The sequence below is a fragment of the Egicoccus sp. AB-alg6-2 genome (assembly GCF_041821025.1).
In the GTDB taxonomy this organism is placed as follows: Bacteria; Actinomycetota; Nitriliruptoria; order Nitriliruptorales; family Nitriliruptoraceae; genus Egicoccus.
Genome location: NZ_JBGUAY010000005.1, coordinates 200,024 through 213,940, shown reverse-complemented (window position 1 = coordinate 213,940; position 13,917 = coordinate 200,024). Strand labels below are relative to the sequence as shown.

The window sequence follows — 13,917 nt, the reverse complement described above, 5'->3', positions numbered from 1 at the left end:
GGAAGCGGTATCGTGCCTGTGGGCGGGTTGGAGGCGGGACGGTGGTCGACCGTGGTGGGCGTCCTCGGCAGGCGAAGGACGCGCTGTTCGACGGGTTCGCCTCGATCGCGAAGGCGCTCGCCTCGGGCCGCCGGGCCGAGATCGTCGAACTGCTGGCGCAGGGCGAGCGCAACGTCGACGAGCTGTCGCGGCAGCTCGGCCAGTCGTTGGCCAACACGTCACACCATCTGCGCACCCTGGCTCGCGCCGGGCTGGTGATCGGTCGGCGGTCCGGTACCCAGGTGCACTATCGGCTGGCGTCCGACGAGGTGCTCGAACTGTGGTGGGCCATGCGCACGGTCGCCGCCGCCCGTGTCGAGGGTCTGGACGAGCTCGCGGCCGGGTACCTCGGCGACCGCAGGGACATCGAGACCATCGGTCGGGACGAGCTGCTCGCACGCCTCGAGACCGCAGACCTGGTCGTCGTCGACGTCCGTCCACGCGCCGAATACGACGCGGGCCACCTCCCCGGTGCCGTGCACGTTCCGCCGGACCAGCTCGAGCTGCTCGACGACCTGCCCCCGGACCGTGACGTCGTCGCCTATTGCCGAGGTCCGTACTGCGTCTATGCCGACGACGCGGTCCGCCGTCTCGGCCGGGCCGGCCGGCGGGCCGTCCGGCTCGAGGACGGCGTGCCCGAATGGCGACACGCCGGCGGCCCCGTGGAGGTGGAGGCGACTCGCCCGTGACGGGGACGTGGGCGTTGCCGGCCGTGGTGGCCGACGGTCAGCGGTACTCGGGGTTGTGGTACCCGAAGCGGGCTCCGGACTCCCAGGCGCCGGGTTGGTTGCCATGGGCGGGAATGCCGCCGGCGTCCTTGAGCATGCGCGCCAGGTGGAGCAGGTTCCAGGTCATGAACGTGGTGTTCTTCTGTGTGAACTGGTTGTCGAGGCCGGCACGGCTGCCGTCGTCGAGTTCGTCGCCGTACGACGGTCCCGGTCCGGCTTCGCCGATCCAGCCCGCGTCGGCCTGCGGCGGGATGGTGAAGCCGAGGTGCTGCAGCGAGTACAGCAGGTTCATGGCGACGTGCTTGATGCCGTCCTCGTTGCCCGTCACCAGGCAGCCACCGACCCGGCCGTAGTAGTCGTACTGCCCGCCGTCGTTGAGCTCGCCCGACCAGCCGTAGAGCCGCTCGACGACCCGGGTGGCGACCGAGGACTTCTCGCCGAGCCAGATCGGCGTCATCAGCACCAGGATGTCGGCGTCGAGGACCTGGCGCTGGATGGCCGGCCAGTCGTCACGCACGAACCCGTGCTCGGTCATGTCGGGTTGCACGCCGGGGGCGATGTCGTGGTCGACGGCCCGGATGGAGGTCACCCGCACGCCCTGTTCGCGCAGAATCTGCATCGACGCCTCGCCGAGCAGCTCGGTGTGTGATCGCTCGGGGCCGGGCTTGAGCGTGCAGTTGATGTAGACCGCTGCGAGGTCGTCGTAGGCGGCCGGGGGACGGTCGGCGGACATCGCAGCTCCTGTATGTGGGTCACCCCGGCAGGCGTGGCGAGGGCAGACGTGTCGCCAGGGGTGTTCCCGGGCGGTAGGCGAGGTGGGTGTGGGACGGCGCGTCGAGCATGGCCAGCGCGGCCGGATGTCCCGGTTCGAGGCGGCCGCTCTGCTCGCGTCGCAGTGAGCGCGCTGCGCCCGCCGTGGCGGCCCAGACGGCTTCGCCGGGAGTCAGGTGGCACTCGCGCACGGCGAGCGCGATGACGAACGGCATCGAGGTCGTGTAGCTCGTCCCCGGGTTGCAGTCGGTCGCGAGGGCGACCGTGACGCCGGCGTCCCAGAGCGCGCGGCCGTCGGGGTAGACGGGCGAGCGCGTGGAGAAGTCCGCTCCGGGGACGAGGGTGGCGACGGTGCCGCTGTCGGCCAGGGCGCCCACGTCGACATCGGTGAGGTGGGTGCAGTGGTCGGCGCTCGCCGCGCCGAGTTCGCAGGCCAGCCGTACGCCGGGTCCGGGGCGGAGCTGGTTGGCGTGCACGCGTAGCCCCAGACCCCTTGCCGCGCCGGCGAGCAGGATCTCGCGGGCGGCCTCGGCGTCGAACGCGCCGTCCTCGACGAAGACGTCGATCCACTTCGCGTATGGGGCGCAGGCGTCGAGCATCGCGCCCTTGACCAGGTCGACGTACCCCCGGTGGTCGTGCGCGAACTCCTCGGGTACGACGTGGGCGCCCAGGAAGGTGGTCTCGTCGGTCAGCAGCCGGGCGACCTGCAGCATCTTGACCTCGGTCTCGACGTCGAGGCCGTAGCCGGACTTGATCTCGACCAGCGCGGTGCCCTGGTCGCGGGCCTCGTCGAGGCGTTTCGTGGCCGACGCAAGCAAGGCTTCCGCGGACGCGGTGCGGGTGGCACGGACCGTGGTTCGGATGCCTCCGGCCGCGTAGGGCTCGCCGGCCATCCGGGCGGCGAACTCCTGTGCCCGGTCGCCCGCGAAGACCAGGTGCGTGTGACCGTCGACGAATCCCGGCAGCACGCAGCGACCCGCGAGGTCGCGTCGCTCGTCGGTCGGTGACGCGGTCCCCGCCTCGCCGATCCAGGCGATCACCCCGTCGTCGACCACGACGGCCGCCCCACGCAGCAGTCCGAGGAACGACCCGTCGCCCTGTGTCGGGTCGTTGGTGACGAGTTCGCCGATGTTGTCGTAGAGAACGCTTGCCACGTCAGGACTCCTCGAGGGCGTTCGTGATCGCCTCGGACAGCAGCTGAGCGATGTCGCCGAGCACGTGCTGCCCGCCACGGACCACCGCACGGCCGTCGACGACCACGTCGGTCACGTCCGCCGCGCTGCCCGCGAACAGCACGGTGTCGAGCGCCGTCCCCGGGGACGCCCCCGCGGTCCGGACCGAGTCGAGCGCCACGGCGACGAGGTCGGCCCGGGCGCCCACCTCGATGCGGCCGGCGTCGGCGAAACCGAGCGAGGCGTGGCCGTCGATGCCAAGGCCGGCGAGCAGCTCCTCGCTGCGCAGCACGCCACGCTGCAGGGTGGCCAGGCGGGCGTGCAGCTCGGTCGCCCGGGCCTCCTCGAAGGCGTCGACCACGGCGCGGCTGTCGGAGCCGAACGTCAGCCGGGCACCGGCATCGAGCAGTTCGCGGACCGGGCCGATCCCGTCGGCGAGGTCGCGTTCGGTCGTCGGGCAGAAGCAGGCGTGGGCGCGGGAGGTCCCGAGCACGGTGCGGTCCTCCGGCGTGAGGTGGGTGGCGTGGACGGCGGTGAACCGGTCGGACAGCACGCCGTGGTCGAACAGCAGTTGCGTCGGGGTCGTGCCGTGGATGGCGTGGCAGGCCTCGTTCTCGGCCGGCTGCTCGGAGACGTGGGCATGCAGCGGGGCACCGGCGCCGTCGGCCCACTCGGCGACGACGGAGAGTGCGTCGGCGGGGACGGCCCGCACGGAATGGATCGCCGCACCGACCAGGATCCCGTCCTCGCCGGCATGGGCCGACGCGAGGTCGTCGACGCGGGCGGCCCAGGCATCGGCGGTGCCGTCGCCGAAGCGGAGCTGCGCGCCCGTCAACGGCACGTGGTCGCCGCCGTGACCGCCCGGTTCCACGCCGCCGGTCAGGTAGCAGGTGTCGAGCAGGCTCAGCCGGACGCCGGCCTCGCGTGCCGCCCGCACGAGCACGTGGCCCATCTCGTTCGGATCCGCGTAGCGGCGGCCGTCGGGTCCGTGGTGGAGGTAGTGGAACTCGCCCACGGTGGTGTAGCCCGCCGACACGCCCTCGGCGAAGGCGGCCCGCGCGAGCGGCAGGTAGGTGTCCGGCGTCAGCCGGCCGGCGAGGGCGTACATCTGCTCACGCCAGCTCCAGAACGAACCGCGGCCGGTGTGGGTCCGCCCTCGCAAGGCGCGGTGGAACGCATGGCTGTGCGCGTCCGCCATACCGGGCAGCACCAGTCCGCGCAGGTGGACCGCTTCCGCCGGGGCCTCCGCGCCCACCTCGACGCGGGCGAACCGGCCGTCCTCCGCCTCGACCACGACGTCACGGGCGACCTCGCCGGACGGCAGCAGCGCGAGGTCGCACCGCCAGACGGAAGACGACACGGGGCTGCCTCGGTGATCGGTGGTCGGGAGGTATCGGGAAGGACCGAACCCTACGACGGATCGACCCGGTTCGGGCAGGCCGGCCCGGGACTCGGCATCGACGCCCTCGTCAGCGGTTACGGCCCCGCGCGAGCACCGGTAGGCGCTCCACCAGTTCGCCGTCGCGCGTCAGCAGCAGTTCGTCGGTGAGGTTGACGACCGGGCAGGCGTGGTTGGGCACGACTCCGACGACGTCGCCGACGCGCGGAGCGGGTGTGTCCTCGGCGAGTTCGACCACGGCGTGGTGGTCGTAGACGGCGCGGATGACGGCACCGGGCAACATGGGTACGACGCCGTGACCCGCGAGCCAGTCCGGCTTGTCCTTGGCCAACGCCTTCGCGCCCGCGTCGAGGACGCAGCGGCCGGGAACGGCGGTGCTCACCACGGTGGCCGCGACGGTCAGGGCGAGCGTCGTCGGGTCCGAGCCGCCGAGGTTGGCCTGCTGGCGGTCGCCGAACACGTACGTGCCGGGCCGCTCCTCGGTGACGGGTCCGGCGGCGGACGCGACGGCCGTGGGGGTCGAACCGGCGCTGACGACCCGCACCTCGAAGCCCGCGTCGCGAAGGTCGTGGAGGGCGGCGCCGAGCGTCGAGCCCTCGTCCTCGGCAGCCCCGGCGACCCGGTCGGGACCCTGGTAGGCGTGTCCACCGTGCGTGAACACCCCGCGCAGCGTCAGCCCGGCGTCGGCCACCGCCCGCGCGACGGCGACCACCCTCGTCGCGTCCGTGCCGGTTCGCCCTTCGCCGGAATCGAGCTCGATGAGCACCTCGGGTCCTGCGGCCGCGCCGGCGAGGGCGCGTCCGAGTTGTCGCGCGCCCTCGACCGAGTCCACACCGACGGCGAGGCGGACGCGACCGGCCAGCTCGCGCAGGCGATCCGCCTTCGCTCCGACGGCCCACACCGGGTAGGCGACGAAGACGTCCTGGATACCGGCGTCGGCCATGACCTGCGCCTCGCCGAGAACGGCGACCGTGATGCCGACCGCGCCGGCGTCCAGCTGCCGGGCGGCGAAGAACGGGCTCTTGTGGGTCTTCGCATGGGGACGCAGCGAGACGCCACGCTCGTCGAGGCGAGCCTGCATCCGGGCGACGTTGGCGTCCACGCGGTCGAGGTCGACCACGACCGCCGGCGTGTCCAGCCCCCCGGGCAACGCAGGTGCTGACAGCGTTCGGTCGATGTGGGTGAGCGGTTCCACGCGTCCTCCAGGGGCGTCGGCCAGCGGCGGTCAGACCCAGGCGAGGTCGCGCAGCACGGTGGTGAGCGCGTCGACACCGGCGAGACAGTCGGCGGCCTCGGCGAACTCGTCCGGCGCGTGGGAGACGCCGGTCGGATTGCGGACGAACAGCATCGCCGCCGGAATCCCGACCGAGGCGAGGATGCCCGCATCGTGACCGGCGCCGGTCGGCAGCACCGGAACGCCGTCCAGGGTGGTCACGAGACGATCGCGCAGCACCGGCTCGAAGTCGACCCGGGCGGTCCAGGACTCCTCGTCGGCACCCACCCCGACGGCGTTGGCGATGTCGGCGATGACCGCACGTACGGTCGCGTCGTCGTCGGCGCGGGCGTCCACCCATGCCTGCACGCGTGACGGGATGGCGTTCACGGCGTTCGGTTCGACGCGCACCCGGCCGACCGTGGCGACCGCACCATGACGCTGGGCGGCCTCCCGGGCGGCCAGCACGAGCCGGGCCTGGGTGAGCATCGGGTCGTCACGGTCCTCGAGCCGGGTCGTCCCCGCGTGGTCGGGTCGACCGAGCAGGTCGAAGCGCCATCGTCCGTGTCCGCGGATCGCCGACGCCACGCCGACCGGCGCGTCGAGGTCGACCAACCCACGGCCCTGTTCGACGTGGAGCTCGACGAAGGTGCCGATGGCGCCGAGGGCCTCCGGGTCGGCGCCGAACGAGGCGAGGTCGCGGCCGGCTGCCCGCAGCGCCTCGGCCTGGGTGAGGCCGTCGTCGTCGCGAAGCGCGAGCGCCCGGTCGGGGGCGAGCGCGCCGGTCAGCAGTCGTGAGCCCCCGCAGGCGATGCCGTAGCGGCCGCCCTCCTCGTCGGAGAAGGCGACCACCGCGATCGGGCGGTCCGGCATCGTGCCGGCCTCGAGCAACCGGTCGACGGCGAGGAAGCCGGACACGACACCGAGCGGTCCGTCGAACGCCCCGCCGGAGGGGACCGAGTCGAGGTGGCTCCCGGTCACGACGGCGTCGCCGGCCGTCGGATCGCCCCACCACGCCCACAGGTTGCCGGCCCGGTCCTCGCGAACGCCCAGGCCACGGTCGTTGGCCTGTTGGACGAACCAGTTCCGCAGCGTCAGGTCCGCGTCGGACCACACGAACCGGCGATATCCACCGGCAGGTGCCCGGCCGACGTCGGCCAGGTCGGACCACATGCCCTCGAACGTCTGCGTGTTCCGCGCCACGTGTTGCTCCCGGTCTGCGTCGATCCACCCAGCGAACGGCCGCAGGAGCGTAACGGTGACCGGTCCGCTGAAGGCGCCGCCGACGTCGCCACGGCCCGCGCACCGGGCGAGCGGGTTCGTCACCGGGTGGCGGGAGCGTCAGACCGTCGCGACCGGGACGCAGTCGGGGCAGCGCGCCCGGAAGGTGACCTCGACGCGGAGCACCTCGAAGCCGTGCTGCTGGCCCTCGGGCAGGCGCGGGTCGTCGGCCAGGACGTCGAGCATCCGGCCGCAGTCGACGCACACCAGGTGGTGGTGGCGTTCCTCGACGTTGGGGTCGTACCGCTTGCGTCCGTCGACGTGCGTCACCTCGAACAGCTCGCCCATGCCAACCAGCTCGTTGAGGGTGTTGTAGACGGTGGCGCGGCTGACCTCGGGCAGGATCGCGCGGGAGCGCTCGAAGACCTCGTCCGCGGTCAGGTGGACGTGCTCGCCGGCGAGCACCTCGGCGATGACGCGTCGCTGCGCCGTCAGGCGCCACTGGCGGTTGCGGAGGCGGGTCAGCAGCGGCTGCACGAATGGTTCCTTGCGCTGGTTCAAGGGGGAAGCGCGGTGGAACGCTACCAGATACCTGGAGGTTCGAAGTGCAGGTTGCCTCCACGCTTGGAACTGTTCTAGGTTGGGGCCTCGTACCGACCGACGCGGCCGGCCTCGCTTTTCGGAGGCAGGCGCACCCAGGCCTTCCGAGGAGGACAACGTGTCCGACCAACAGCCCGCCCGCCGCCCGGAGTGGGCCGCCCGCACCACGCCCAGTCTGCAGGGCAACGAGCACTGGTGGCCAGACCAGCTCTCGCTCAACGTCTTGCACCAGAAGCACCCCGGTTCGAGCCCCTTCGGTGAGGACTTCCGCTACGCCCAGGCCTTCGCGCAGATCGACGTCGACGAACTGAGCGCCGACGTCGACGCGCTGATGACCGACTCGAAGGAATGGTGGCCCGCCGACTGGGGCCACTACGGGCCGTTCTTCATCCGCATGTCGTGGCACGCGGCCGGCACGTACCGTGCCGTGGACGGTCGCGGCGGTGGCGGCACCGGGGCGCAGCGGTTCGCGCCGCTCAACAGCTGGCCGGACAACGGCAACCTCGACAAGGCCCGCCGGCTGCTGTGGCCGATCAAGCAGAAGTACGGCGAGAAGATCTCGTGGGCCGACCTGCTCGTCTTCGCCGGCAACCGCGCACTCGAGACGATGGGCTTCAAGACCTTCGGGTTCGGGTTCGGTCGCTCCGACATCTGGGCACCCGAGGACGACATCTACTGGGGCCCCGAGAACGAGTGGCTCTCGACCAACGACGACCGCTACACCGGCACGTGGGAAGACGGCAGCCGCGTCCTCGACAACCCGCTCGCCGCGGTTCAGATGGGCCTGATCTACGTCAACCCGGAGGGGCCGAACGGCGTGCCGGACGCGCTCAAGTCGGCGCAGGACATCCGCGAGACCTTCGGCCGCATGGGGATGAACGACCGCGAGACCGTCGCACTGACGGTGGGTGGTCACACCTTCGGCAAGATGCACGGCAACGGCCCGAAGGAGGCCGTCAGCGGCGCCCCCGAGGAAGCCAAGATCCACGAGATGGGCATCGGCTGGGCCAACACGCACGAGACCGGCCTCGGCGAGTACACCATCACCTCGGGCCTCGAAGGTGCCTGGACTCCGACCCCGACGACGTGGGACAACTCCTACCTCGACACGTTGTTCAACAACAAGTGGGAGCTCACCGAGTCGCCCGCCGGCGCGAAGCAGTGGGAGCCGGTCGACCCCGACGAGCGGTTCATGGTCCCCGACGCCCACGTCGAGGGCCGCATGAACAAGCCGGTGATGTCGACGGCCGACATGGCGATGTTGGCCGACCCCGACTATCTCGAGATCGCCAAGGAGTACTTCGACAACCCGGACGTGCTGGCCGACGAGTTCGCGCGTGCCTGGTACAAGCTGCTGCACCGTGACATGGGCCCGAGCTCGCGTTACCTCGGCCCGCAGGTGCCGAGCGAGGAAATGATCTGGCAGGACCCGGTCCCGGCGCACGAGGGCCCGCTGGTCGACGAGGACCAGGTCGCGACGCTCAAGCGGCAGATCGCCGAGTCGGGCCTCACCGCGAAGCAACTGGTGGGCACCGCATGGGCCTCCGCCTGCACCTACCGGCAGACCGACCACCGTGGTGGTGCCAACGGCGCGCGCATCCGCCTCGAGCCGCAGGCGAGCTGGGACGTCAACCTCCGTTCCGGCGTGTCGGCCGTCATCGATCAGCTCGAGCAGATCAAGGACGCGTCCGGCTTCAACGTCTCGCTGGCCGACATGATCGTCCTCGGCGGCAGCGTCGGCATCGAGATGGCGGCCTCGGCGGCCGGGCACGACGTGACCGTCCCGTTCACGCCGGGGCGCACCGACGCGACCCAGGAGATGACCGAGGTCGACACGTTCGCCTGGCTCGAGCCGCGGCACGACGCCTTCCGCAACTACCTGCAGAAGGACGTCGGCATCCCGACCGAGCACCTGATGGTCGACCGGGCCTTCATGCTCAACCTCACCGCGCCGGAGATGGCGGCGCTGGTGGGTGGCATGCGCGCCATCGGGGCGAACGCCGGTGACGACAACACCGACGGGATCCTCACGGACCGTCCAGGCCAGCTCACGAACGACTTCTTCGTCAACCTCATCGACATGGGCACCGTCTGGGAACCGATCGGCGAGGGCGAGGAGCGCTTCGAGGGCAAGGACCGCGCGACCGGCGAGACCAGGTGGACGGCGACCCGCGTCGACCTGGTGTACGGCTCCAACTCGCAGCTGCGGGCCATCGCCGAGGAGTTCGGCGCCAACGGCGGCGAGCAACTCATGCTGGACAAGTTCATCCAGGGCTGGGTGAAGGTCATGCAGGCCGACCGGTTCGACCTGCACCGCTAGCCGGACCCGCACCCCCGCACGGGCGACCGTCCCTTTCGGGGCGGCCGCCTGCGTGTGTGCCGCCTGAGGACGCGCGGGATCGGCGAGCCGGAGCGGGAGCTACGGTCGGCAGCGACGAGTAGGCACGGGACGGAGCGCTGTGGACCGGTCAGGCATCGCCGACGCGGCCGCACGCGTGCTCGACGCGGTCGGTGCCGACCTGGCCGCCGAACCCGACGGCTGGACGCCGAGCGTGCAGGGGGCCGTCGGCCACGTCCTGGGCCTGCGTGGCGGCGACGGCGCACGCCAGGTGCTCAAGATCTACGCACCCGACGCCGCACGGGCTGCCGCCACCGAGGTCGACGCCCTGGGCCGGTTCGCGGCGGTCGCGGACGTCGCGACGCCTGTGGTCATCGCGTCCGACGTGCTCGGACAGCGTCATGGCGTTCCCTACGTGGTGCTCTCCCGTCTTCCCGGCGTCCGCTGGGCCGACCGGCGCGGCGAGCTGACGCCGTCCCAGACCCGCGCCGTCACCGAGGAGGTCGGTCGCGTGTTGCGCCGGCTGCACGTCGTCCGAGGCGTGCGGTTCGGCTCGCTGTCGCCGACGGGCAGGGCGTGGGCGGACGCTTGGGAGCGCCTCGACGCCCGGTGCGACCAACTGCTGCACGATCATCTGCGCATCGGTGGGTCCTGGGCCATGGCGCGCCGCACCCGGACCCTGGTGGATGGTCACCGCGACGCCTTTCGTGACGTCAGCGCATCGGCGCTGTGCCACAACGACCTCGTCGACGCCAACGTGCTGGTCGCCGCCCGTGGCGAACCGACGGTCGTGGGGGTCGTCGATCTCGAACGGGCCAGCTGGGACGACCGGATGGCTGACCTGGCCAGGACGCGATCGCACGTACGGGGCCACGACGAGGAGGGTGTCGCCCAGCTCGCCACCGCCTACGGCGTCAACGACGACGAGCGGGCGAGGCTCCGCGTCCACGAGGTGCTGCACGCGGTCGAGGAGCGATCGTGGATGAGCGTCGACCGGCCAGCGGGCTGGACCGACGCCGTGGCCACCCTCGATGCGTTCCTGGCCCGTCGGACCTGCTTCCTCTGATCAACCTTCGCGCATGGGGACGCGCACGTCGCGTTCCTCCGCCACCTCGATGGCGCGGTCGTAGCCGGCGTCGACGTGGCGGATGACCCCCATGGCCGGGTCGTTGGTCAGCACGCGCTCGAGTTTCTGCGCCGCCAGCTCGGTCCCGTCGGCGACCGTGACCTGCCCGGCGTGGATCGAGCGGCCCATCCCGACACCGCCGCCGTGATGGATCGACACCCACGCGGCGCCCGAGGCGACGTTGACCATCGCGTTGAGCAACGGCCAGTCCGCGATCGCGTCGGATCCGTCCAACATGCCCTCGGTCTCGCGCTGCGGCGAGGCGACCGACCCGCAGTCGAGGTGGTCGCGTCCGATGACGATGGGTGCCTCGACGTCACCGGCCGACACCATCTCGTTGAATCGCTCGCCGGCCAGCTGCCGCTCGCCGTATCCCAGCCAGCAGATGCGCGCCGGGAGCCCCTGGAACGCGACCTTGTCCTGGGCCTCGCGAATCCACCGCTGCAACTTCTCGTCCTCGGGGAACAGCTCCAGGATCGCCTCGTCGGTGGCGTGGATGTCCTCGGGATCACCGGACAGCGCCGCCCAGCGGAACGGGCCCTTGCCTTCGCAGAACAGCGGTCGGATGTAGGCCGGCACGAAGCCCGGGTAGGCGAAGGCGTGGGCGTACCCGCCGGCCTGGGCCTCTCCGCGCAGGGCGTTGCCGTAGTCGAACACCTCGGCGCCGGCGTCCTGGAACCCGACCATCGCCTCGACGTGGGTCGCCATGGACGCCTGCGCCCGCTTGGTGAACGCGATCGGGTCGGCCGCACGTTCGCGGTGCCAGTCCTCGAACGCGACGTCGGCCGGCAGGTAGGCCAGGGGGTCGTGGGCCGAGGTCTGGTCCGTGACGATGTCGACGTGCGCGCCGCGGCGCAGGAGCTCGGGCACCACCTCGGCCGCGTTGCCCAGCAGGCCGATCGAGAGGGGGGCGCGATCGGCGACCGCCTGCTCGGCACGGCGGAGGGCGTCGTCGAGGTCGTCGGCCTGCACGTCGAGGTAGCGCGTCTCGAGTCGCCGCTGGATCCGGGACGCGTCGCACTCCACGACCAGGGCGACGCCGCCGTTCATGGTGACCGCGAGCGGTTGCGCACCTCCCATGCCACCGAGACCGGCAGTCACCGTCAGGGTGCCGGCCAGGGTCCCGCCGAAGCGCTTGTCGGCAACCGCGGCGAAGGTCTCGAACGTGCCCTGCAGGATCCCCTGCGTACCGATGTAGATCCACGAACCGGCCGTCATCTGGCCGTACATGGTCAGCCCGAGGGCGTCCAGTCGCCGGAACTCGTCCCAGGTGGCCCAGTCGGGTACGAGGTTGGAGTTGGCGATCAGGACCCGAGGTGCCCATTCGTGGGTCCGCATCACGCCGACCGGCCGGCCGGACTGCACCAGCATCGTCTCGTCGTCGCGCAGGGTGGTCAGGGTGCGGACCAGCGCGTCGAAGCTGTTCCAGTCGCGGGCGGCCTTGCCGGTTCCGCCGTAGACGACCAGTTCGTCGGGATGCTCGGCGACGTCGGGGTCGAGGTTGTTGTGCAGCATCCGCAGCGCCGCTTCCTGCGGCCACGACCGGGCCGACAGGTGCGAGCCGTGGGCGGCGCGGACGGGGCGGGGTCCGGACGTGGTGGCCATGGCGTGCCTCGCTTCGGGTTCGGACGGGGCGTGGCGGTCGAGCTCGGGGGGACGGCGCGGTCAGTCGAGGGGGCCGGTGACCGTCTCGGCGGCAGCGACCACGGCACCCGAGCGGACGAGGCGGTACGTCGCCTCGATCTCGGGCGCGAGGTGGCGGTCGGGGCCGGGGCCGGGAACCTCCTCACGGAGCAGGTCGCGGACGGCGCCGGTGGCGGGGGAGGGGGCCAGCGGCGCGCGCAGGTCGATGGCCCGGGCTGCCGTCACCACCTCGACGGCGAGCACGCGCGCCAGACCGTCGACGGCACGGAGCAGCTTGCGGCCGGCCGCCCAGCCCATGGACACGTGGTCCTCCTGCATCGCCGACGACGGGATCGAGTCGACCGACGCCGGCGCGGCCAGGCGCTTCAGTTCCGAGACGATGCCCGCCTGGGTGTACTGGGCGATCATGTGTCCGGAGTCGACGCCCGGGTCCTCGGCGAGGAACGGAGGCAGTCCACCGTTGCGGTGGACGTCGAGGAAGCGGTCGGTGCGGCGCTCGGACATCGAGGCGACGTCGGCGACCGGGATGGCGAGGAAGTCCAGGACGTAGGCGACCGGTGCCCCGTGGAAGTTGCCGTTCGACTCGACGCGACCGTCGGCGGTGAGCACCGGGTTGTCGATGGCGGCGGCCAGTTCCCGCTCGGCGACGAGACGGGCGTGGTCGAGGGTGTCCCGGGCGGCGCCGGCGACCTGCGGGGCACAGCGCAACGAGTACGCGTCCTGGACGCGGTTGCAGTCGGGTGTGCGGTGACTGGCCATGATCGCTGAGTCGGCCACCAGGCGGCGCAGGTTCGACGCACTTGCCGCCTGTCCCGGATGGGGCCGCAGCTCCTGCAGGTCGCCGGCGAAGACCCGGTCGGTGCCGAGCAGTGCCTCGACGCTCATCGCCGCCGCGACGTCGGCGACCTTCAGCAGCAGCGTCAGGTCGGCGATCGCCAGGGCCAGCATGCCCAGCATGCCGTCGGTGCCGTTGATGAGTGCGAGACCTTCCTTCTCGACCAACGCGACCGGTGCGAGTCCGGCCGCGGCCAGCGCCTCGGCGGCGGGAACGAGGTCACCGTCGGCGTCACGGACCTCACCTTCGCCCATCAGCGCGAGTGCGACGGCCGCGAGGGGGGCGAGATCGCCCGAGCAGCCGAGCGAGCCGTATTCGGGCACGACCGGCGTGATGCCGGCCGACAGCAACCCGGCCAACGTCTGCGCCACGACGGGACGCACGCCCGTGTGACCCGAGGCGAGCGTCTTCAGTCGCAGCAGCATCATGGCGCGCACGACCTCGCGCTCGACCTCTGGGCCGCTGCCGGCCGCATGGGAGCGCACCAGGGAACGCTGCAGCTGAGCGCGCCGGTCGGCGGGGATGTGGCGCGTGGCGAGGGCGCCGAAACCGGTCGAGACCCCGTACACCGGCTCGTCCTGGCCGGCGAGACGGTCGACGAGGGACCGCGCCTCGGTGAGACGCTCGAGGGCGTCGTCGTGCAGGGCGACGGGGGTGGCCGCGTTGGCCACGGCCACGACGTCGTCGAGGTGCAGGGGGCGGGCGCCGAGTTCGAGGGTGTCCATGCAGCTATGTGAGCAGGTCGCCACCGGGGTCGCAGGAGCGCGGACAGTCCCTTCGGTCTGGAATCCGAGACATCCGCGCATGACCGGGGTCGGTTCGCCGGACCCG

11 protein-coding genes are annotated in these 13,917 nt (G+C 71.9%); 3 read left to right on the top strand and 8 right to left on the bottom strand.

All coding sequences use genetic code 11. The features are described 5' to 3' along the window. The first annotated feature begins 41 nt into the window (after positions 1-41). Positions 42-728 carry an ArsR/SmtB family transcription factor gene (locus ACERMF_RS10480; protein WP_373669028.1) on the top strand — a complete coding sequence of 229 codons (687 nt, stop codon included), beginning with the start codon at positions 42-44 and terminating at the stop codon, positions 726-728. 37 nt (positions 729-765) lie between these two features. On the opposite strand, the gene ACERMF_RS10475 is transcribed toward ACERMF_RS10480, so the two are convergent. From ACERMF_RS10475 to ACERMF_RS10450, 6 genes are all read right to left on the bottom strand, one after another. Continuing rightward, on the bottom strand, positions 766-1,500 hold the full coding sequence (locus ACERMF_RS10475; RefSeq protein WP_373669027.1) for a flavodoxin family protein: 735 nt from the start codon (positions 1,498-1,500) through the stop codon (positions 766-768). A 19-nt stretch (positions 1,501-1,519) separates the two neighbouring features. After that, positions 1,520-2,692, bottom strand: a complete 1,173-nt coding sequence (gene hutI, locus ACERMF_RS10470) for an imidazolonepropionase (protein ID WP_373669026.1) — start codon at positions 2,690-2,692, stop codon at positions 1,520-1,522. A gap of 1 nt (position 2,693) precedes the next feature. Further along, positions 2,694-4,070 (bottom strand): formimidoylglutamate deiminase, encoded by a 1,377-nt coding sequence (locus ACERMF_RS10465; protein WP_373669025.1) that lies wholly within the window; start codon positions 4,068-4,070, stop codon positions 2,694-2,696. Between the two features lie 109 nt (positions 4,071-4,179). Continuing rightward, positions 4,180-5,304, bottom strand: coding sequence for an alanine racemase (locus ACERMF_RS10460; protein ID WP_373669024.1), 1,125 nt, complete (start codon positions 5,302-5,304; stop codon positions 4,180-4,182). 30 nt (positions 5,305-5,334) lie between these two features. Next, a complete protein-coding gene (locus ACERMF_RS10455) occupies positions 5,335-6,495 on the bottom strand; it encodes an allantoate amidohydrolase (RefSeq protein WP_373669255.1) in 1,161 nt (386 codons plus the stop codon). Between the two features lie 168 nt (positions 6,496-6,663). Next, positions 6,664-7,080 carry a Fur family transcriptional regulator gene (locus tag ACERMF_RS10450; protein WP_373669023.1) on the bottom strand — a complete coding sequence of 139 codons (417 nt, stop codon included), beginning with the start codon at positions 7,078-7,080 and terminating at the stop codon, positions 6,664-6,666. Positions 7,081-7,261: 181 nt separating this feature from the next. Between ACERMF_RS10450 and katG the strand changes: the two genes are divergently transcribed. Further along, the gene (katG, locus tag ACERMF_RS10445; RefSeq protein WP_373669022.1) at positions 7,262-9,463 is read left to right on the top strand and encodes a catalase/peroxidase HPI; all 2,202 of its coding nucleotides are present in this window, start codon (positions 7,262-7,264) and stop codon (positions 9,461-9,463) included. Positions 9,464-9,602: 139 nt separating this feature from the next. Further along, entirely contained in the window at positions 9,603-10,547 is a 945-nt protein-coding gene (locus ACERMF_RS10440) for a phosphotransferase family protein (RefSeq protein ID WP_373669021.1), read from the top strand. Here ACERMF_RS10440 and hutU read toward each other — a convergent pair whose 3' ends face one another. Together hutU and hutH are read right to left on the bottom strand one after the other, a co-directional pair. Beyond that, a complete protein-coding gene (hutU, locus tag ACERMF_RS10435) occupies positions 10,548-12,212 on the bottom strand; it encodes a urocanate hydratase (protein ID WP_373669020.1) in 1,665 nt (554 codons plus the stop codon). It abuts the gene before it with no gap. A gap of 60 nt (positions 12,213-12,272) precedes the next feature. Further along, positions 12,273-13,811: a histidine ammonia-lyase gene (hutH, locus tag ACERMF_RS10430; RefSeq protein WP_373669019.1), complete on the bottom strand. Its 1,539-nt coding sequence runs from the start codon at positions 13,809-13,811 to the stop codon at positions 12,273-12,275. Between the last annotated feature and the right edge of the window lie 106 nt (positions 13,812-13,917).

Excerpts from the sequence above, each read along its gene's own strand:
- hutH (WP_373669019.1), bottom strand. The coding sequence starts at position 13,811 with ATGGACACCCTCGAACTCGGCGCCCGCCCCCTGCACCTCGACGACGTC.
- ACERMF_RS10475 (WP_373669027.1), bottom strand. The coding sequence starts at position 1,500 with ATGTCCGCCGACCGTCCCCCGGCCGCCTACGACGACCTCGCAGCGGTC.
- ACERMF_RS10455 (WP_373669255.1), bottom strand. The coding sequence starts at position 6,495 with ATGTGGTCCGACCTGGCCGACGTCGGCCGGGCACCTGCCGGTGGATAT.
- hutU (WP_373669020.1), bottom strand. The coding sequence starts at position 12,212 with ATGGCCACCACGTCCGGACCCCGCCCCGTCCGCGCCGCCCACGGCTCG.